The organism is Mycobacteroides sp. PCS013 (assembly GCF_049532645.1).
Lineage (GTDB): Bacteria > Actinomycetota > Actinomycetes > Mycobacteriales > Mycobacteriaceae > Mycobacterium > Mycobacterium gwanakae.
The window spans coordinates 4,515,069-4,533,950 of sequence record NZ_CP150131.1; the positions used below are offsets into that span (position 1 = coordinate 4,515,069).

The window sequence follows — 18,882 nt, forward strand, 5'->3', positions numbered from 1 at the left end:
CAGGCGCACACTGGACACATGCCTACTACGACTGACCCGGGCACCCTGCTACTTCAGGTGCTCGACCCGGCCAATCGTGCCAATCCATACCCGGTGTACCGCCAGCTGGTCGAGCAGACGCAGGCCGGCCCGGTGCACCCGCCGGGCATGGACGTGAGCGTGCTGGCGACCTTCGCCGACTGCAACGCCGTGCTGCGCCACCCGCAAGCGTCGTCGGATCGCCGTAAGTCGAAGATCGTCCAGCGCCAGCTCGCACAGAATCCCAACCTGATCGCCAGGCCCTCGTTCTTGGGGCTGGACGCCCCCGATCACACCCGGCTGCGCAAGCTGGCTGCGAAGGCGTTCGCACCCAAGGTGATCAATGCGATGGCCGAAGACGTACAGGCCCTCGTCGATCGGCTTCTGGAAGACATCGCGCGGCGCGGCACCGTCAACCTGGTCACAGATTTCGCCTATCCGCTGCCCGTCGCGGTGATCTGCCGGATGCTGGGGGTGCCGATCGAGGACGAGCCCGAATTCGGCAGGGCCTCAGCGCTGCTGGGTCAAGGGCTGGATCCGGTTTTTGCGTTGACCGGTCAGGCGCCCGCCAACATGAACGAACGATTCCAGGCGGCCCATTGGATGTGGGACTACTTCGCCAATCTCATCGCGGCCCGCCGGCGCAACCTCGGCGATGATCTGCTGTCGGCCCTGATCCAGGTCGAGGAGGCCGGTGACCAGCTCACCGAGGAAGAGATTATCTCCACCTGCACGCTGCTGCTCATCGCCGGACACGAGACCACCGTCAACCTCATCGCCAACGCGTCGCTCGCCATGCTGCAGACTCCGCAGCAGTGGAAACTGTTGGGACAGAACGCTGATCGCGCGGCGGCGGTCATCGAGGAGACACTGCGCTATGACCCGCCCGTGCATATGGTGGCCCGGGTCGCCGACGGTGATATGACGGTTGGTGGCTTCACCTTCCCCAGCGGTGAGTGGGTGCTGTTGATGCTTGCTGCCGCGCAACGTGATCCGGAGATCGGCCCGGATTTGGACGTCTTCGATCCAGATCGCGCCGAGATCAAACACTTGGCCTTCGGGCACGGACCACATTTCTGCCTGGGCGCTCCGCTGGCGCGGTTGGAGGCCAAGCTGGCGTTGAGCTCGATCACCGCACGGTTCCCCGATGTGCGGTTGACCGGTGAGCCCAGCTACAAGTCGAACGTCACGCTGCGCGGACTGGCCGACCTTCCGGTACGCGTCACCTAGTGGGCAACAGACCTGGCTAGACGTTCCTCGACGCGGTCCTGCACCACCGACATCGCCATGCAGACGATCCAGTAGTAAACGCCGGCGGTGACGTAGAGCGTGAAGAACTGGAAGGTGGGGGCCGCGGCAACCTGTGCCGTGCGCATCACGTCGGTCACCAGGATTGCCGATGCCAGCGAGGTGTCCTTCACCAGCGAGATCAGCGTGTTGGACAGTGGGGGCACCGCGACCCGACTGGCCTGCGGAATGACGATGCGCCACAACGTGGTGCGGTAACTCATGCCCAGACTTGAGGCGGCCTCCCATTGCCCGCGGGGGATGCTCAGGATGGACGACCGGATGATCTCGGCGGCGTAGCCGCCCACGTTGAGGCTGAAGGCGATGACCGCGGCGGGAAACGGACTGATCTTCACCCCGAATTCGGGCAGCGCGAAGAAGATCAGAAACAGCTGAAGCAGCAGCGGGGTACCCCGGATGATCGAGATGTAGATGCGGGCAAGACCGGAGAGCACCCGACGATCGGACATGCGGGCCAGCGCCACCCCGAGGGCGATGACCAGCCCGATCGTAAAGCTGATGGCGGTCAGCGGAAGGGTGACCGTGAGCATGGCCCGCGCCATCGGCCACAGGTTGTCCAGTACCAGCTGGGTGTTGGATCTTCCCTCGCCAGAGTTTCCCTGGGCCGCTTGCGATTTCGTGTCGCTGGCCGTCCCGCTTACGTTGGCCTTGAGGTACTTCTCGGAGATGCGGGTCAGTGTGCCGTCGGCCGACAACTGCTCCAGTGCCTTGTTCAACTCGGGCAGTAGACCGCTGTTCTTACGGGCCGCGAACCCCTGCTCGCTGCGTTCACCGGTGCTCCCGGCGATCTTCACCGCGGGGTCACCGGTGCTGGCCAGGTAGGCGTAGACCGCGATGCTGTCGTTGACCACGACATCGACCCGGCCCTGGCTCAACAGCGTGATGGATTGGGTGAAGCCCTCGACCGCCTCGACCCGGGCGCCGGCGTCGCGGGCTATCTGGGACCAGTTGCTCGTGGCATTCTCGGCCGCCACCTTGCCGCGGATATCGGCGAGGCTGTGAATGGTGTTGTCGTTGGCCCTGGTGACAATCACCCCCTCGCCGACCGCATACGGCGTGGACAGGTCGTACTTGGCCCGACGTTCCGGGGTGATGGTCACCTGATTGGCCACCACGTCGAACCGCTCGGCGTCCAACCCGGCGAAGATCGCGTCCCACGGGATCTCGACGAACTCCACGGGTCGGCCAAGTTTCTCGCCGACGGCGCGGGCGACATCCACGTCGTATCCGGTCAGCTCCCCGGTGCGCTCATCGTGAAAACTGAATGGCGCGTAGACGCCCTCGGTGCCCACCCGCAGCGATTCTTGTGCTTGGCCCCCACACCCGGCTACTGCCAGCAGTGTTAGAAGTGCGAGCGCGAGGGCACGAAACACCGCGGGAGGCTAACACAGTTCCGGTGCGGACAGGCTGCTTCGGATCAGCCCGGGTATATCCACGGGTCGTGCGGGATGCGCCGCACATCGAACTGTCCCAGCAGCTCCGCGGCATTGGCGGCTTCGTATCCGAGGGAGTCGCATATCAAATCGAAGGTCCGCCGCGCACCCAGATCGGCAACGGTCACCGCGCCATCGCGTTTGGCCAGCCGCGCGCCCGTGGTGTTCAGAACCAGCGGAACATGGGCGTACGTCGGCACCGGGTAGCCCAGCAGCGCACCAAGGTAGGCCTGGCGGGGCGCGGAGGCCAGCAGATCATCGCCGCGCACCACCTGGTCGATGCCCTGGGCGTGGTCGTCGATCACCACCGCGACGTTGTAGGCGATCACACCGTCGCCGCGGCGCACCACGAAATCGTCCACCAGGGCGGTGTATTCACCGTGTAGCGCATCCTGCACGGTGAAGGCAGAGTTCTCCGTGCGCAGCCGCAGTGCGGGCGGGCGTTCGGGGCGGGCCGCGCGGTGTTGTGCGCGCTGAGATTCCGACAGGTTTCGGCAGGTGCCCGGGTATGCGCCGGGTGGCGAATGCGGCGCCGTGGGCGCCTGGGCGATATCTTTTCTACTGCAATAACATTCGTACAACCGGCCGCGAGATTGCAGTGTCGCCAGCACCGACTCGTAGGCGGTGTTCCGATCCGACTGCCAGACCACGGGTTCATCCCACTCCAGACCGATCGCGGCGAGGTCGGCCAGCTGGCGCCGTGCCACGGTGGAGCTGGTGCGGGTGTCCAGGTCTTCCACCCGCATGAGGAACCTGCGGCCGGTCGAGCGTGCCAGCAGCCATGCCAACAATGCCGTGCGCAGGTTGCCTATGTGTAGGTCACCGGAAGGGCTCGGCGCGAATCGTCCGGCGCCGGTCACACCAGGCCCGGAACAATCTCGTTGAGACTGAACGCAACTGGCCGTTCGAGTTGTTCATAGGTGCAGGAACGTGGATCGCGATCCGGGCGCCAGCGGTTGAATTGCGCGGTGTGACGAAACCGCACGCCCTCCATGTGGTCATAGCGGACCTCCACCACCCATTCGGGGCGCAGTGCGACAAACGAGAGGTCCTTGCCGGCATTCCAGCGTGAGCCGGCGTTCTTCTGCGGAGTGCGTTCACCGGCCTGATGAGCCGCCCAGTTCCAGGGGTGATCCTCCAGATCAGTGACGAGCGGTTGCAGCTCCTGGAAGAGCCGCTTGCGTTCGGCCATCGGAAACGCGCCGATCACGCCGACCGAGGCCAGCACACCGTCGTCCTGGTACAGGCCGAGCAGCAGCGATCCGATGGCGTCATCACCGGACTTGTGCACCCGATATCCGGCCACCACGCAATCGGCGGTGCGCTCGGGTTTGATCTTGAACATCACCCGTTTGTCGGGCTGGTAGGCGAGGGTCAGTGGTTTCGCGATGAGGCCGTCGGTTCCGGCACCCTCGAACTCCTCGAACCAGCGCTGTGCCGTGACGTCATCGGTGGTGGCGGGGGTGAGATGAATCGAGGTGCCTGCCCCGGCCAGCGCATCCGTCAGGGCGGCGCGGCGCTCGCTGAACGGTCGTCCGGTGAAGTCCTCGTCACCCAGCGCGAGCAGGTCGAAAGCGATGAATGAGGCGGGCGTCTGCTCGGCCAGCAGCCGCACCCGGGAATCGGCCGGATGAATCCGCTGCTGCAGCGCCTCGAAGTCCAGACCCGACTCGGTGGCGATCACGATCTCCCCGTCGACAACGCACCGCGGCGGTAGCTCGGCCAGCACGGCCGTCACCAGCTCCGGGAAGTACCGGGTCAGCGGCTTTTCGTTGCGACTGCCCAGCTCCACCTCGTTGCCGTCGCGAAAGACGATCGACCTGAACCCATCCCACTTGGGCTCGTACGACGCGCCGTCCGGGATTTTCGCGACAGGTTTCGCAAGCATTGGCGCGATAGGAGGCATGACGGGCAGGTCCATTCCCATATGATGACGGTAATGCCCACGCCCGCCGAGGAACTGGATGTCGACGGCATCGCCGTCCGGCTGAGCAACCCTGACAAGGTGTACTTCCCTCAGTTGGGGGCTGATGGCGGCACCAAGCGACATCTCGCCGAGTACTACCGCACCGTCGCGCTTGGCCCGATGATGAGCGCGGTGCGGGAGCGTCCCACGCATCTGCAGCGCTTCCCCGACGGCATCGACGGCGAAGAGATCTACCAAAAGCGCTTGCCCAAGCACTATCCCGACTACCTGGACAGCTGCGAGGTGACGTTTCCGTCCGGCCGCACTGCCGAGGTCCTGCGGGTGACCACGCCCGCCGCGATCGTGTGGGCGGCGCAGATGGGCACGGTGACGTTGCATCCGTGGCAGGTGCGATATCCCGATCTGGACCACCCGGACGAGCTGCGTATCGATTTGGACCCGCAGCCGGGTACCGGATTCGACGAAGCCAAATCGGTGGCGCTCGATGTGCTGCGTCCACTACTGGATGAGCTGGGGTTTGTTGCCTATCCGAAGACTTCCGGCGGCCGCGGCATCCACATTTATCTGCGCATCGAGACTCGCTGGGACTTCATCGAGGTGCGCCGTGCAGGTATCGCGCTGGCCCGCGAGGTGGAACGGCGCGCACCCCGGAAGGTGACAACCTCGTGGTGGAAGGAAGAACGCGGCGAGCGCATCTTCATCGACTTCAATCAGAACGCGCGTGATCGCACGATGGCATCGGCCTACTCGGTGCGGCGCACGCCGATCGCCACCGTTTCCACGCCGTTGACGTGGGAAGAACTCGCCGACGCCGAGCCGGATGACTTCACCATCGCGACCGTGCCCGACCTGCTCCGGAAACGTCCGGACCCCATGGCCGATATGGATGATGCGCCGCAGTCGATCGAGCCGCTGCTTGAGATGGTAGAACGGGACGAGGCAAACGGACTGGGCGATATGCCCTACCCGCCGAACTACCCGAAGATGCCGGGAGAACCGAAACGCGTTCAGCCGTCCCGGGATACCGATAGGAAGCAGTAGTGACGGTCCGCAGGATGTCGTGGCGGGCGGCTGGCCTATGGCTGGCGGTCGGCGTTGTGGCGGTGCTGCTACAGCATTGGCTCATACCGCTGAATGCCCCGAACAGCTTCGGACTGTTCAGCAATGGTGGCGATCTGATGACCTACCGGTTCGGGGGTCTGCGGGTTCTGCACAATGAGCCGCTGTACGCCACAGAGATTCCGGATGCCGGATGGTTCACGTACACGCCGTTCGCAGGATTACTCTTCGCCCCTCTGGGTTTCGTGCCGTTGGGGACGGCGAAGGTTATCTGGTTCCTGGTGAATCTGGGGGCGCTGTTCGCCATCATCTGGCGGTGCTGGCGGGTTCTTGGATTCTCGGCCGATGGACCGTTGGCTGTCGCGTGTGTGGGAATGAACTTGGTGGCCTGGGATATTCAGCCAGTCCATGGAACCCTGTGGCAGGGGCAGGTCAATCTCGTGCTGGCCGCGCTCATCATCTGGGATCTCACGAGGCCAGCGGATGCGCGCTGGCGCGGTTGGTCGGTGGGTGTGGCCTCGGGGGTCAAACTCACGGCCATCATTTTCGTTCCCTACCTGCTGATCTCCCGGCAGTGGAGGGCGGCGGTGACGGCCATGGTCACGGCGGTGGGCACAGTGGCGCTGGGATGGATTGTGCTGCCTTCGGATTCGTCCGACTACTGGCTGGGTGCGGTGCGTACCACCGGCCACATCGGTTCCCTGGATCATCCTGCCAATGCATCGATAGGTGGTGCACTGTCGAATATCTATGCACCGCAATCGATGCCGACGTGGTTGTGGGTGCTACTCGCGGGCGGAGCCGCGCTGCTGGGAATGGCCGCCGCCCGCAGAGCGCACGGAGACGGGCGGGAGCTGCTGGCCGTCACGGTGGTTGGCATGGTCGGGTGCGTGGTCTCTCCATTGGCATGGGGTCATCACTGGGTGTGGACGGTGCCGTTGATGGTGTTGTTGGTCAACCAGATCCTGATCGCTCGTGATGCCCAGCGGTGGCGGTGGACGGCGGTGACGGTTGTGATCGCGGCGATCGTGTCCATGTGGTGGTACCTGGTGCTGTACGTCCGCGCGATGCGGATAAACCCCGATTTCGGGTCGTATATCACCGCGTGGGACGCCGTGATCGCACAGATGTCGCGTGGTGAAAGAGTTTTCGACTCGGCCTTCTTTCCGTTGCTGTTCCTTGCGGTGGCCATTTGGATACTGGCAACGCGATCTCGTCCTGCCGGTACCGTGCAGTAATGAAACGTTGGGCGGCCGCCTGTGCCGTGGCGCTTTTCGCGGTGAGCGGCTGCTCGGCCTGGGATGAGCCCAAATCCACCCAAACCTCCTATACGCCACAAAAGACCGGAGCGTCGCCGATCCGCTACGACTCCGAACCCTTGGAGCAGCGTTTCCCGAAATTGCCGCAGCCGGTGACCGGTGAGTGGGTCCAGGGCTTCTTCGGCGACGAGCCCCTGCCCGGTCCGAACACCACGTATTGGGTGGACGCCATCATCGAAATGCCACCCCAGCAGTTGGCCGCGTACGTGGCACCCTTCCGCTCCAGCATGGTCCTGGCCACCAGGCCACGTCTGTGGAAGACACTCGATGCGGGTGTGCCGTCCTCCGCGCAGTTCGAACGCAGCGACGAGCTTGATCGAATGTTGTCCACCAACACCGCGAAGGGCGGATGGGAGGTCAAGGCGTTCGCGCCTAAGGACGGTTCGGTGCTCGTCTTGTCCGCCCAGGGGAAGGACGCGATCTAGGACCTGCGGGTGCGACGGTTCCGCAGACCGCGTGCCGGTTCGAGTGCTTCCGCGTCCTCGACGTCCGGGGTGGCTTCGGTGTCCTGGGTGGTCTCGGTGTCTTGAGCGGCAGCCTCGACTGCCTCGTCAACCGCAGACTCCTCGGCAGGGGATTCGTCGGCCTTCGCGGTCTCGTCCGTGTCCAGTGTGGGCTCGGTGACCTCGGTGGGCTTCTTCTTGGCCGGGCGGGGCTTGCGTTCCTTTTCCGGGCTTTCGGCCACGAATGCCAGGTGATAGGCCGCGAAGGCCAGGATTCCGATCGCCCCGGCCGCGCCGTACGCCCCGAACTCCCAGATGCCGAACCGATCCAGGCTCAACCAGATCTCGGCGGTCGCCGTACCGATGATCAGCGCACCGGCCAGGAAATGGCCGATGAAGGCCGCCGCCCGCAGCGTGAGCGCGAGCTGCGGTGTCGCGAACTCAGGCCGGCGGGTCTGTCGCCACCGGATCAGGGCGGGGACACCGGCGGCCGCCAGCAGTACCCCGGAGACGATGCGCAGCCCGGTACCTAAGGCGTGGCTGGTGGTCCCGTTCAGTTCGGGCCAGCGGGGCAGCACGAAAAAGAAAAAAAGCAGTCCCGCGATCAAGGAGAGAGCGGCATGGCTGCTGGTCAGAACGATGGTCGCCGTCCGGCGTCCGGCAGCCATTGCCCTCCTTGATGCGGTCCTGCAGTGGCGGAGGATAGGGGATTTGAACCCCTGAGGGCTATTAACCCAACCCGCGTTCCAGGCGAGCGCCATAGGCCACTAGGCGAATCCTCCGTCGGTCATGGTAGCGGACTGCGCTGGGTGCCTATGTCCACCGTCGTCTTGACCGGCCCAGATGCATTCCGTCGTGAGCTCGCGACGAGCACTGCGCCGCCGATCAGCGCCGCCACCAGCACCCCGAGCAGGGGCCGGAATCCGAGGGCGTGGGCGAGGTAGGGCGCGGCGCTGGCGCCGAGAAAAACCGTGAAGCCGTACAGGGCGGTACCGGCGCCGCGCCGGGGCGCCGCCCGATCGCCGAACATGGTGACCATCGCCGTCGATGCGATGGCAATACCGGCGACGAAGATATTGCTGCCCACGATGATGACGGGAACGGAGCCCGCGCCCAGGGCCTCCACCGCAAGCCCGACAGCGGCTAGCGAGTACCCGACCAACGCACCGGTTTCGGTACCGACCTTGCCCACCCAGGAGCCGACGAACGGGGCGACCAGCATCCCGGGAATGCCTGCCAGCCGAATGGTGGTGCCCATGGACTCGGGCAAGTGCAACGCATCCACCAACTGGGTCGCCAGGCTCGTGTACATCGCCACGAACGACAACATCAGCACGAACACCGCGGCCAGCGGAACCGCGATGTCTCGGCGGGTGAGCAGACGGGCTTGCGCGGCGAAACCGGACACCACCCGTGCCGAGGTATCGCCGCCGCGCTGCTCCCGCATGACGAACGCCAGCGGTAGGACATTCAGCGCGAGTCCGGCCGCACTGACCCAGAACACCCATTGCCAGCCCCACGCGTGGGTGATGAGGGAGGCCATCACCTGCCCGAGCACCCCGGCCATCAGATACGCGGTGGATACCGCACCGATCGCGGTAGTTGCCGTCCGGCGGGGCAGCGCCTCTCCGAGATAGCTCAAGGCGGACGGAGAGAACGCACCACCGGCGAAACCCTGCAGCACACGGATCAATCCGAGCAACGCCGGTGTGGGAGCCCACGGCACCAGAAGGGTGAGCAAGGCCATCGCCGATACCCCGGCGATCAGCACACGCCGGCGTCCGAATCGATCGGTGACGGGACCGAACAGCAAGAATCCGGCCGCGTATCCGAAGAGTGCAGAGGAGAGGGCGGGCGTCATGTTGTGTCCGCCGTAGGACTCCGATACGGCATCTTGGATCGGAATCCACACGTAGAGCTGCATGGTGACCTGTAGCGCGCACAGCACGATCAGGACAACCCGCGTCATTTCTGCACTATTTGTCGGGCGGGGGTGCACCGGCAACCACCATGGGCATTGTCCGTCACCTCCAAGATTCGGCGATTCCCAGCAATTCTCCAGAATGCGCGGAACCTTCTTACAGGAAGGGCACCGACAATCATGGCGTGCCGCCGTCGGGGACATGGGTACTGGCCGCGTTGCCTGATTACGCGCGCAACAATCCGCTGTACGCGGGCCCCTCCCTGATCCATGGCTGGCTCCCGGTGGCGATTCAGGTCGTGGCGGCGCTGGCCCTGGTGGTTGGGCTCTATCGCCGACCGCGCAGCTGGCTGCGGGTGTGGGGGCCAGGCGCCGCGGTATGTGGTGCGGGCGCAGGCGCACTGGCGTATTGGTACATCACCTCTCAGGGGATGGCGGACAACCCGCCGCCGCTCATGTTGTGGATCTGGATCGGTTTTGCCGCAGTGGCTTTGGTTATCGCGATCGTCGGCTGGGTGGGCGCGCGGTGGCTGCGCCGAGGCGTGATGGTGCTGGCCGCCCCACTGTGCCTGCTGGCCGCGTTGACCGTGCTGAATCAGTGGATCGACTACTACGACACGCTGCGTTTGGCGTGGGCCGCGGTGACCGCGGGTCCGCTGCCCGGTGAGACCGATATGGCTGCGGCACAGGATCTGAAAGGCAAGGGGCCCACGGCAACCGGGCATGTGGTTCCGGTCGACATCCCGGCGGATGTTGCGGGCTTCCAACACCGAACCGAGTACGTCTATCTGCCGCCCGCCTGGTTCGCGAGTCCCGCGCCTCCGAAGCTTCCCGTGGTGGTCATGATTTCCGGAGCATGGTCGACACCGGCCGACTGGGTCCGTCAGGGAAACGCCGCGGGAGCCATGGACCGTTTCGCGCAGTCTCATGACGGAGTCAGCCCGGTACTGGTCTTCGTCGATACCGGTGGAACCTTCAACAACGACACCGAATGCGTGGACGGTCCTCGTGGAAACGTGGCCGCTCACGTCACCAAAGAAGTTATCCCGTATGTAAATTCCGAATTCGAGACGAATCCAAATCCCGAGAACTGGGGCGTCGCCGGGTGGTCGATGGGCGGCACGTGCGCGGCCGATCTGGTCATCACCCACCCGGAGCTGTTTCACTCCTTCATCGATATGGCCGGTGACCTCACTCCGAATGCGGGCACCAAGGAGCAGACCGTGGAGCGGCTCTACGGCGGCGACGAAAGGCAATGGGCGCTGTTCGACACGCTCACGGCCTTACACAGTCACCGTCGATACCAGGACGTGGCGGGGTGGCTGGACGTCTCGACAACCGCGAAGATCAGGGCGGGGCAGGAGCAACTCACCGGCCCGATCGCGGCTGCCCGGCTGTGCGATGCGGCGGTGCCCGTGGGGATCGACTGCGCGGTGGTGAGGCGCACCGGCAACCACGATTGGGCATATGCGCAGGAGGCATTTGCCCAGGCGTTTCCATGGATCGCCGGTCGGCTAGGAACTCCCGGGGTACCACGCGCCCCGTTGCCTGTGCCCAATGCGTGAATGGCAAGCATTGGCAACGTAATCCGTCACATTGTGGGTGCGCCAGACATACCGCAAGATGTGTGCATGCGCGCCGCCTACATCGAGCAGCGGGGACCCGCCGAGAACATCCGGTACGGCACGCTTCCCGAACCCGACATCTCGCCCGATGAAGTGCTCGTCAAGGTCGACGCGGTGGCGGTCAACCCGGTAGATACCTTTGTGCGTTCAGGCTCGTACCCCACCGCGATTCCACTGCCGTTTGTGGTGGGACGCGACCTGGTGGGCACGGTCGCGCAGCCGTCTGGGGGCTTTCGGGCCGGCGATCGGGTGTGGTGCACAAGTCTCGGGTATGACGGACGGCAAGGGGCCACAGCGGAGTTCGCCGCAGTCCCGGTGGACAGGTTGTACGAGTTGCCCACCGATGTAGATCCGGTGACGGCCGTCGCGGTGGCACACCCCGCCTCTACCGCCTACCTGGCGACCGTCGAGTACGGCGAGATCAAGGCAGGGGAGACGGTGCTGATCGTCGGCGCCGGCGGGAACGTGGGGTCGGCTGCCGTTGCCCTAGCGGCGCGATCCGGCGCGACGGTGATCGCGGTGTCCTCGGCGCGGAGCCGGGACAGATGTCTGCAACTCGGCGCTCACGAGGTGTACGACTACGCCGCCGATTGGGTACCGCTGGTCAGCAAGACACATCATGGTGCCATCGACATCTACCTCGACACCTCGGGTGTCAACGACGTCGTCGAGGCGGTGGATCTGCTTGCACCGCACGGCCGAATCGTCCTGATATCGGGTGACGGAACTCCGGAGACACAGCGGCCTGTCCCACTTGGGCCGCTGTACCGCAAGAGCGGGTCCATTCGCGGGTTTGTCATGTCCAGGGCCTCGACCCGCCAACTCGCCGCCGCGGCCCAGCGCATGGCGGTCCTGCTCGCCGAAGGCGAGCTTGTTCCGAATGTCGTTGATTTAATGCAGTTTTCGGAAGCCGCGAGGGCCCATCGACGTATCGAGACCGAAGTCATGGGCGGCACCCGTCTCGTTCTGCTTCCCGCCTGATTCCCGGCCACGACCAGGCGTTTGCGCCGATCCGGCTCGTGGACTTGACGGACCCGAAAACCAACTTGACGGACCTTTCGCGGATACATCGCTGCCCCCTACCGCCGGTGCCAGCCTTTGATGCGTGAGCCTCTTCGAAATCGAAACCAGCGCCTTCTGCGCCGCTTCCCCCGACGAGCTGTACGCATTGGTCAGCGACCTCCCCGAGAGTGGTCGCTGGAGCCCTGAATGCATTGGTGGACAATGGATATCAGGTGAACCGGGCCAGGTTGGTGCCCGCTTCCGTGGAAACAACAACCGTGCGACCGATGTCGTCGCCTGGGCGCCTGTGGTGCGCGGCGGCTGGCAGACCGAAAGCGAGATTGTGGCGGCCGAAGCGCCGAAGCAATTCAGCTGGTCGATCCTGAACCGTTCCGGTGAACTGCAGGAGAGTGTCTGGAGCTACTTCGTCGACGCTGCCGAGGGCGGATCGATCCTGCGGCACCACTACCGGATGGGCAGGCCCACCGAGGGCATCACCGAAATCATGTCCCACCTCGACGAAGAGGGTAAGGAACGTTTTGTCCGCGAATGGGGCGACAAACTCCGCGCCGATATGCAGACCACCGTGGACGCCATCGCGCGCATCACCGAGGAAGCCAGTGTTGTCCAGAAAGCCGGAGTATCCCAATGATTCTGCAGCGCATCGGAAACCGCGGTATCAAGCTCGGTACGCTCTTCGAGCGCGCGGCACGCAAGCACCCCTCCAACACGCTGACGCTGGACCATCGACCGTCGCTGGCCCCGCAACTGGAAGGCACGTCGACCATCGCTCAGGTGGCGGCGGCCGTTGATGACATCGGGCGGCGGCTACGCGCCGCCGGTGTCGTGCCGGGAGACAAGCTGGTCATCCACAAGTCCGACGGTTTTGATATCACGCTGGCGGCCTGTGCCGCGGCCCGCATCGGTGCGGTGCCGGTTCTGTTGTCCCCCAAACTCGATGGCCTGACCGTGGCGACCCTCATCGGGCGCGTCGGCAATCCGACCCTGCTGACCGATGCCGCCAAACTGGATGGTGACCTGGCCGGTCAGCCCATCGCCGAACTCACCTCCCGCGTGCTACTCGCCGAGGGTGAGCATCCCCAGGCCGTGACGCTGTCGGCACTTACTCCCGCCGCGGCTGCACCCGCCGTCGTGCCCAGCCCGCATGATCCCGCACTCATCACCCACACCTCCGGGACCACCGGGGTGCCTAAGCTTGCCGTGCATACCAACTTCACCTTCGAGGCGCGGTATCGGCCGCAAGCCGCCGTAGCGGCACTGGTGCGCCGCCGCGAACCCCTGGTCATCCATGTTTCCTTCGTACATTCGCGCCTGGTGACCGCGCTGGCCATCGCGATTCTGCGTGGTTTCCCCGTGGTGGTGCTCGTCGACGACGAACCCGAGCACGCCGCCGAGATCTTCCTGCGGGTGAAGCCGGGAATCCTTGAGGCCCATCCGAACACATTCATCAACTGGGAAGTGCTGGCCGACGATCCGCGGCGCCCGCTGGCCTCGGTCAAGTACTTCAGCAGCACCTTCGATGCCATTCACCCGCGCACCGTGCGTACCCTGCTGGCGGCCACGCAGCGCCGGCGCCCGCTCTTCGGGCAGCTCTACGGTCAAAGCGAGGTGGGGCCGATCGTCGCACGTGGCTTCAGCCGCCTGCGCTCTGCTGATTCCGATGGACGGTGCGTTGGCTATCCGTTCCCGGGCATGACCGATGTGCGGATCGTGTCGCGCAATGGGCAGCCGCCGTCGGCGGAGAATCCCGGCTACATCGAGGTGCGCACCGATGGGCGAATCCGTACGTACCTCGGCGAGCAAGATCGTTACGACAAGCAGCTCGACGACGGTTGGTGGCGGATGGGCGATGTCGGCTACCGCACTCGTTGGGGCTGCATCCATCTCCTTGACCGCGAGGTCGACCTCATCGACGGTTTCGGCAGCACCTTGGCCGCCGAGGACCGCCTGTTCCTGGCGGTGGATGAGCTCAGCGAGGTGATCATCGTTGCCGGCCCGGGCGGGCTCGCACAACCGGTCGTGTGCACGAAAAATGATGTGCCGCTGAATCTGAACGCGTGGGATGCGGCGGCAGCACAATTGCCGCCGATGGCTCCGCCGTTGCATCTGCGTCTTGATGAGCTGCCGCAGACAGCGACCACCAAGATCAAGAGACTGGAATTGTCGGCGCGGATCGGTGCGGGGGCCATCTGATGTCGCGGCTCATTGTGGTCGGCGGCGGTATCGGTGGCCTTGCCATTGCGTTGAGTGCCGCAGCCTCCGGTAACGACGTGGTCGTGTTGGAGCGGGCACGCGAGTTCGCCGAGATCGGCGCCGGTATCCAGCTTGCACCCAATGGATTACATGCTCTCGGCCTGCTCGGTGTGGGTGAGAAGATTGAGCGGATCGGCGTTCAGGTTGATTCGTTGCGGCTCTTCGACGCCACCGTCGACCGGTTGATCAACGCCATGAGCCTGGGCGCGGATTATCAGCATCGGTTCGACAGCCCCTACCTGGTGGTGCACCGCGCCGAGCTGCACCGCATCCTGGTGGATGCGTGCGCCTCGGACCCACGTATCGAACTACGCAGCCGTAGTGAGGTATTCGGATACCAACAGGATGCCGGGGGAGTGCGCGCACTGCTCGCCGACGGCAGCAGCGTGGACGGCGACGGTCTCATCGGCGCCGACGGCATCAATTCGTCGATCCGGCGGGCACTGCTCGACGACGGTGAACCACGAGTCGCCGGTATCACGGTGTACCGCACCACGGTGCCCATAGATCAGGTCGACGAGAGCCTGCAATCCAACTCGGTCACCTGGTGGACCGGGCCCGGATGCCACCTGGTGACCTATCCCATCGCGGGGGGCTCACTGCTGAATCTGGCGGCAAGCCGTACCGATGGCGTCACACAAGCGTTTTCAGGCGTCGAGGTCAGTGAGGCGCGAGTGCTGCGGGAGCTGGCGCCGTTGCGTGGAACGGCCCGCAGTCTGCTCGAACTGGGGCGGGAGTGGAGATCCTGGTCGCTCGTGGACCGCGATCCGGTGCGGCAGTGGTCCGATGGCCGCGTCGTGTTGCTGGGCGATGCGGCGCATCCGATGCTGCACTACGCGGCGCAGGGTGCCAGTCAGGCGCTCGAGGACGCGGTGGTTCTGGGCGCGCTCATCGGCGCCGACCCGGACAGGCTGCCCGGCAGATTCACCAGGTACGTCGAGGCGCGGCGTGACCGTACCGCCGATGTGACACTCGCGGCGCGGGACAGCATCGGCATTTGGCATGCGGCGGGCGACGCCGCCATCGAACGTAACGAGAAATTGGGTGCCATGCGTGATTCCGATCTGCATGACGAGTTGGCCTGGATGCATGGTGACACCGATTTTGGGCTGGCGGCAGTCACCTCGGCGGTAGGGGCGCGATAAATGTCGGACCAACAGATATGCATCATCGGTGCGGGACCGCGCGGTCTGGCGGTGCTGGAGCGTCTGTGCGCCAACGAGCGTCAAGCGCCCAGCGCGGACCGAATCGTCGTGCACGTTGTCGATCCCTATTCGCCGGGCGCCGGATCTGTCTGGCGCACCGATCAATCCTGGCATCTGTTGATGAACACCGTGGCATCGCAGATCACTGTGTTCACCGATGACAGCGTCGCCATCGAAGGGCCCATCGAACCGGGGCCGACGCTTTATGAGTGGGCACAAAGCCTTGCCCTGCTGGGTGATCCGTCGCGTAGCGGTGAGAAGGCCATCGCGGAGGCACGCACGCTGCGCTCCAACTCCTATCCCACGCGTGCCCTCTACGGTCATTACCTCAGTGACAGTTTCGCCCGTGTCGTGGGGTGGGCGCCCGAGCACATGACGGTGCGAGTCCATCGATCCCGTGCGGTGGCGTTGGCCGACACCCACGGTGATATCGATGGGCCGCAGGGGGTTCGGCTGGAGAATGGCACCAGGTTGCATGACCTCAGTGCCGTTATTCTCGCTGTCGGTCACGTGCCCGCCGGTCTGCGTCCCGGCGAGGCTCGAGCTGCTTCCCTCGCCCGCATACATGGGCTGACGTACGTCACACCGGCGAACCCGGCCGATATTGATCTTTCCACCATCAAAGCCGGTGAGCCCGTGGCGGTTCGGGGTCTGGGGCTGAACTTCTTCGACTACATGGCACTGCTGACGGTGGGTCGGGGCGGAAAGTTTGTCCGGGACAACGGCGATGACGGAGGCCGGCTGGTGTACCACCCGTCGGGACAGGAACCCATTCTGTATGCCAGCTCGCGCCGGGGGATCCCGTATCACGCGCGCGGTGAGAATCAGAAGGGATCTTCAGGTCGCTACTTTCCGCGGTTGCTCACGGTGGAACGCATCGCCCAGCTCCGCGAGAACCTCGGCGGTCTCCTGCAGTTCCGCCGCGATCTGTGGCCGCTCATCGCGCGAGAGGTGGAGTGTGTCTACTACGAAGGGCATCTGACGCAGCGGGGGCTGTCGGTGCAAGCCTTCTCCGAGCGGTACCTGCACGCTGACGAGAGCGAACTGCACGCGATCTTGTCCGATCATGACCTGCTCGAGATCGCCTGGGAATGGGACGACCTCGACCGCCCTTGGGGTAAGCGCACATTCAGTGGTCCGGATGAATTCACCGCGTGGATTCTCGAGCACCTGCGTGCCGATGTGGTGATGGCGCGCGAGGGCAATGTCGACGGTCCGGTGAAGGCCGCACTGGATGTATTGCGGGACCTGCGCAACGAGATCCGGCTCGCGGTGGACCACGGTGGGCTCGACGGTAAGTCGTACCGGGATGAGTTGGAGAGCTGGTACACCCCGTTGAATGCCTTTCTGTCCATCGGTCCTCCGGCCCAGCGGATCGAAGAGATCATCGCGCTGGTGGAGGCCGGGGTCATGCATCTGGTGGGACCACAGATGCAGGTGCGCTTCGACACTCACGATCCCGCCGTGGTCATCGAGTCACCCCTGGTGCCGGGCTCGGCCGTCAGGACCCGCACTCTCATCGAGGCGCGATTGCATGAGCCGGATCTGCGCCGCAGCAGTGATCCGCTGCTGATCTTCCTGCAGGAGACCGGTCAATGCCGCCCTTACGAGATTCCTACCGATGATCACAAGGCCTACCAAACCAAGGGATTGGCGGTGACCGAGCGTCCGTACCGCTTGATCGGTGCCGACGGCAGAGTTCATCCGCGCCGGTTCGCGTACGGAGTTCCCACCGAGTCGGTGCACTGGGTCACCGCGGCGGGTATCAGGCCGGGTGTGGATTCGGTGACCCTGGGCGACGCCGATGCCATTGCGCGCGCCGCCTTGGCCAGCGCACCCAGCCCGGTCGCGGATGTGGGTGATCACGGGGTGTTGGTGTGAGCGGTTTCCTGGAGACCGGATTGCTCTCACCTGTCAGCGCCGGCACTGTCGCCGAGGCTGAGCTGACCGATGCCGCGTGGCTGCAGGCGATGCTCGACGCGGAGGCCGCACTAGCTGCCGCGCAGGCCGATATCGGAGTCCTGCCCAGGGGGGCCGCGGATGTCATCGCCAAGGCCGTGGCCACCCACGATATCGACGTCCGCGCCGTGGCACTGTCCGCGCGGGAGACCGCTAATCCCGTTGTGGGTCTGATCAAAGAACTGACCCGAGTGGTGGGTGAGATCGATCCGAGCGCGGCCGATTACGTGCACCGCGGGTCGACCAGTCAGGACATCCTCGATACCGGCGCCATGATCCTGACCAAGCGCGTACTGGCACTTGTCGCCACGGACCTGGGTTATGTGGCCGAGGCACTCGCGGCCCTGGCGATCGAGCACAGGAATACCGTCATGGCCGCTCGCACACTGGCGGTGCAGGCGGTGCCGACGACGTTCGGGCTCAAGGCGTCTGGTTGGCGGGAGCTCATTCTCGAGGCACGTACACGTGTGCTCGCGGTCGCAGCCGCACTTCCGGTATCGCTCGGGGGCGCGGCGGGCACCCTGGCGGGGTACCTCGAGTACGCCGGACCGCAGGGCGCCGAACCCGGGGCGTTCGTCGAGAAACTGAACGCCGCCTTCGCGACCCGGACCGGACTGGCCCCGTCCGGGTTGCCCTGGCACGCGTTGCGTACCCCGATAGCCGATATCGGTAGCACCACGGCGTTTGTGGCGGGCGCTCTCGGCAAGTTCGCCATCGACGTTCTGACGTTGAGCCGCACAGAGATTGCCGAAATCGCCGAGCCGGCACCACCGGGGCGCGGTGTTTCCTCGGCCATGCCGCATAAGCGAAACCCGGTGTTGGCCACGATGATCAGATCGGCCGCACTACAGGTTCCGGCGCTGAGCACTATTCTCACGAACTCGTTGCTCAGTGAGGACGAACGGTCCGCGGGCGGATGGCATGCGGAGTGGTTGGCTTTGCGCGAATGTCTGCGTCTCACCGGAGGCGCGGCACAGACGGCCGTCGACCTGAGCCGTGGACTGCAGGTGCGTGCGCAGCGCATGTCAGACAACCTTGCGTTGCTCAGTGGGCAGCCCTCGGCCGAGCGGCTTTCGGCGGCACTGTCCCCGCGACTGGGCAAGGGTGCTGCGAAGGCCGCCGTCTCCGCTGTGGTCGATGCGGCGGTCGGGCGGGGCGTGAGTTTGCGCGAGGTGGCTGTTGCCCAGCCCGAGATCACCGCGTGGTTGAGCGAGACCGAGATCGATGAACTCTTGGACCCGGTCACCTATGTCGGAGCTGCAGGTCAATTGGTTGAGGGGGTCATCGAGCGCTAATTCCGAGGGAGCCACCTGCGGGAATTTTCCCTCACGTCGATTCTTTGCGAACTGTTCGCGCGCAAGAGTCTTGACGGTGCCATACCCCGCCCTT

General features: G+C 65.0%; 16 protein-coding genes and 1 tRNA gene. 11 read left to right on the forward strand and 6 right to left on the reverse strand.

All coding sequences use genetic code 11. The features are described 5' to 3' along the window. Nucleotides 1–18: 18 nt before the first annotated feature. Nucleotides 19–1,248 carry a cytochrome P450 gene (locus RHO23_RS22450; RefSeq protein ID WP_423488375.1) on the forward strand — a complete coding sequence of 410 codons (1,230 nt, stop codon included), beginning with the start codon at nucleotides 19–21 and terminating at the stop codon, nucleotides 1,246–1,248. Here RHO23_RS22450 and RHO23_RS22455 read toward each other — a convergent pair. The 3 genes from RHO23_RS22455 to RHO23_RS22465 are packed head-to-tail and all read right to left on the reverse strand — an operon-like array spanning nucleotide 1,245 to nucleotide 4,680. Further along, the gene (locus RHO23_RS22455) at nucleotides 1,245–2,699 is read right to left on the reverse strand and encodes an ABC transporter permease subunit (RefSeq protein ID WP_423488376.1); all 1,455 of its coding nucleotides are present in this window, start codon (nucleotides 2,697–2,699) and stop codon (nucleotides 1,245–1,247) included. The genes RHO23_RS22450 and RHO23_RS22455 overlap by 4 nt on opposite strands. A gap of 44 nt (nucleotides 2,700–2,743) precedes the next feature. Further along, nucleotides 2,744–3,619, reverse strand: a complete 876-nt coding sequence (gene gluQRS, locus RHO23_RS22460) for a tRNA glutamyl-Q(34) synthetase GluQRS (RefSeq protein ID WP_423488377.1) — start codon at nucleotides 3,617–3,619, stop codon at nucleotides 2,744–2,746. Further along, a complete protein-coding gene (locus RHO23_RS22465; RefSeq protein ID WP_423489278.1) occupies nucleotides 3,616–4,680 on the reverse strand; it encodes an ATP-dependent DNA ligase in 1,065 nt (354 codons plus the stop codon). Before RHO23_RS22465 ends, gluQRS begins: the two co-directional genes overlap by 4 nt. Nucleotides 4,681–4,698: 18 nt before the next feature. On the opposite strand from RHO23_RS22465, the gene ligD reads away from it, so the two are divergent. From ligD to RHO23_RS22480, 3 genes are read left to right on the forward strand one after another with little or no spacing between them, the layout of a single operon-like run. After that, the gene (gene ligD / locus RHO23_RS22470; RefSeq protein ID WP_423488378.1) at nucleotides 4,699–5,727 is read left to right on the forward strand and encodes a non-homologous end-joining DNA ligase; all 1,029 of its coding nucleotides are present in this window, start codon (nucleotides 4,699–4,701) and stop codon (nucleotides 5,725–5,727) included. Continuing rightward, a complete protein-coding gene (locus RHO23_RS22475; protein ID WP_423488379.1) occupies nucleotides 5,727–6,983 on the forward strand; it encodes a glycosyltransferase 87 family protein in 1,257 nt (418 codons plus the stop codon). Before ligD ends, RHO23_RS22475 begins: the two co-directional genes overlap by 1 nt. Then, complete coding sequence (locus RHO23_RS22480) at nucleotides 6,983–7,489, forward strand: hypothetical protein (RefSeq protein ID WP_264918400.1); 507 nt, start codon at nucleotides 6,983–6,985, stop codon at nucleotides 7,487–7,489. The genes RHO23_RS22475 and RHO23_RS22480 overlap by 1 nt, the downstream gene beginning before the upstream one ends. On the opposite strand, the gene RHO23_RS22485 is transcribed toward RHO23_RS22480, so the two are convergent. The 3 genes from RHO23_RS22485 to RHO23_RS22495 form a co-directional block, all read right to left on the reverse strand. Continuing rightward, a complete protein-coding gene (locus RHO23_RS22485) occupies nucleotides 7,486–8,175 on the reverse strand; it encodes a hypothetical protein (RefSeq protein ID WP_264918402.1) in 690 nt (229 codons plus the stop codon). The two genes, RHO23_RS22480 and RHO23_RS22485, sit on opposite strands and share 4 nt — an antisense overlap. A gap of 25 nt (nucleotides 8,176–8,200) precedes the next feature. Beyond that, a tRNA-Ser gene (locus RHO23_RS22490) sits at nucleotides 8,201–8,289 on the reverse strand. 5 nt (nucleotides 8,290–8,294) lie between these two features. Next, nucleotides 8,295–9,476, reverse strand: a complete 1,182-nt coding sequence (locus tag RHO23_RS22495) for an MFS transporter (RefSeq protein ID WP_264918404.1) — start codon at nucleotides 9,474–9,476, stop codon at nucleotides 8,295–8,297. Between the two features lie 137 nt (nucleotides 9,477–9,613). On the opposite strand from RHO23_RS22495, the gene RHO23_RS22500 reads away from it, so the two are divergent. From RHO23_RS22500 to RHO23_RS22530, 7 genes are all read left to right on the forward strand, one after another. Beyond that, nucleotides 9,614–10,993 carry an alpha/beta hydrolase gene (locus RHO23_RS22500; protein WP_234798240.1) on the forward strand — a complete coding sequence of 460 codons (1,380 nt, stop codon included), beginning with the start codon at nucleotides 9,614–9,616 and terminating at the stop codon, nucleotides 10,991–10,993. Nucleotides 10,994–11,059: 66 nt separating this feature from the next. Then, entirely contained in the window at nucleotides 11,060–12,034 is a 975-nt protein-coding gene (locus RHO23_RS22505; RefSeq protein ID WP_264918407.1) for an NADPH:quinone reductase, read from the forward strand. A 124-nt stretch (nucleotides 12,035–12,158) separates the two neighbouring features. Further along, nucleotides 12,159–12,707 (forward strand): SRPBCC family protein, encoded by a 549-nt coding sequence (locus RHO23_RS22510; protein WP_423488380.1) that lies wholly within the window; start codon nucleotides 12,159–12,161, stop codon nucleotides 12,705–12,707. After that, entirely contained in the window at nucleotides 12,704–14,269 is a 1,566-nt protein-coding gene (locus tag RHO23_RS22515) for an AMP-binding protein (RefSeq protein ID WP_057963532.1), read from the forward strand. Before RHO23_RS22510 ends, RHO23_RS22515 begins: the two co-directional genes overlap by 4 nt. Next, entirely contained in the window at nucleotides 14,269–15,474 is a 1,206-nt protein-coding gene (locus RHO23_RS22520) for an FAD-dependent monooxygenase (protein WP_057967020.1), read from the forward strand. The genes RHO23_RS22515 and RHO23_RS22520 overlap by 1 nt, the downstream gene beginning before the upstream one ends. Continuing rightward, nucleotides 15,475–17,415, forward strand: a complete 1,941-nt coding sequence (locus tag RHO23_RS22525) for an FAD/NAD(P)-binding protein (RefSeq protein WP_423488381.1) — start codon at nucleotides 15,475–15,477, stop codon at nucleotides 17,413–17,415. It begins immediately after the preceding gene. Beyond that, nucleotides 17,412–18,788, forward strand: coding sequence for a lyase family protein (locus RHO23_RS22530; protein ID WP_423488382.1), 1,377 nt, complete (start codon nucleotides 17,412–17,414; stop codon nucleotides 18,786–18,788). The genes RHO23_RS22525 and RHO23_RS22530 overlap by 4 nt, the downstream gene beginning before the upstream one ends. Nucleotides 18,789–18,882: the final 94 nt, after the last annotated feature.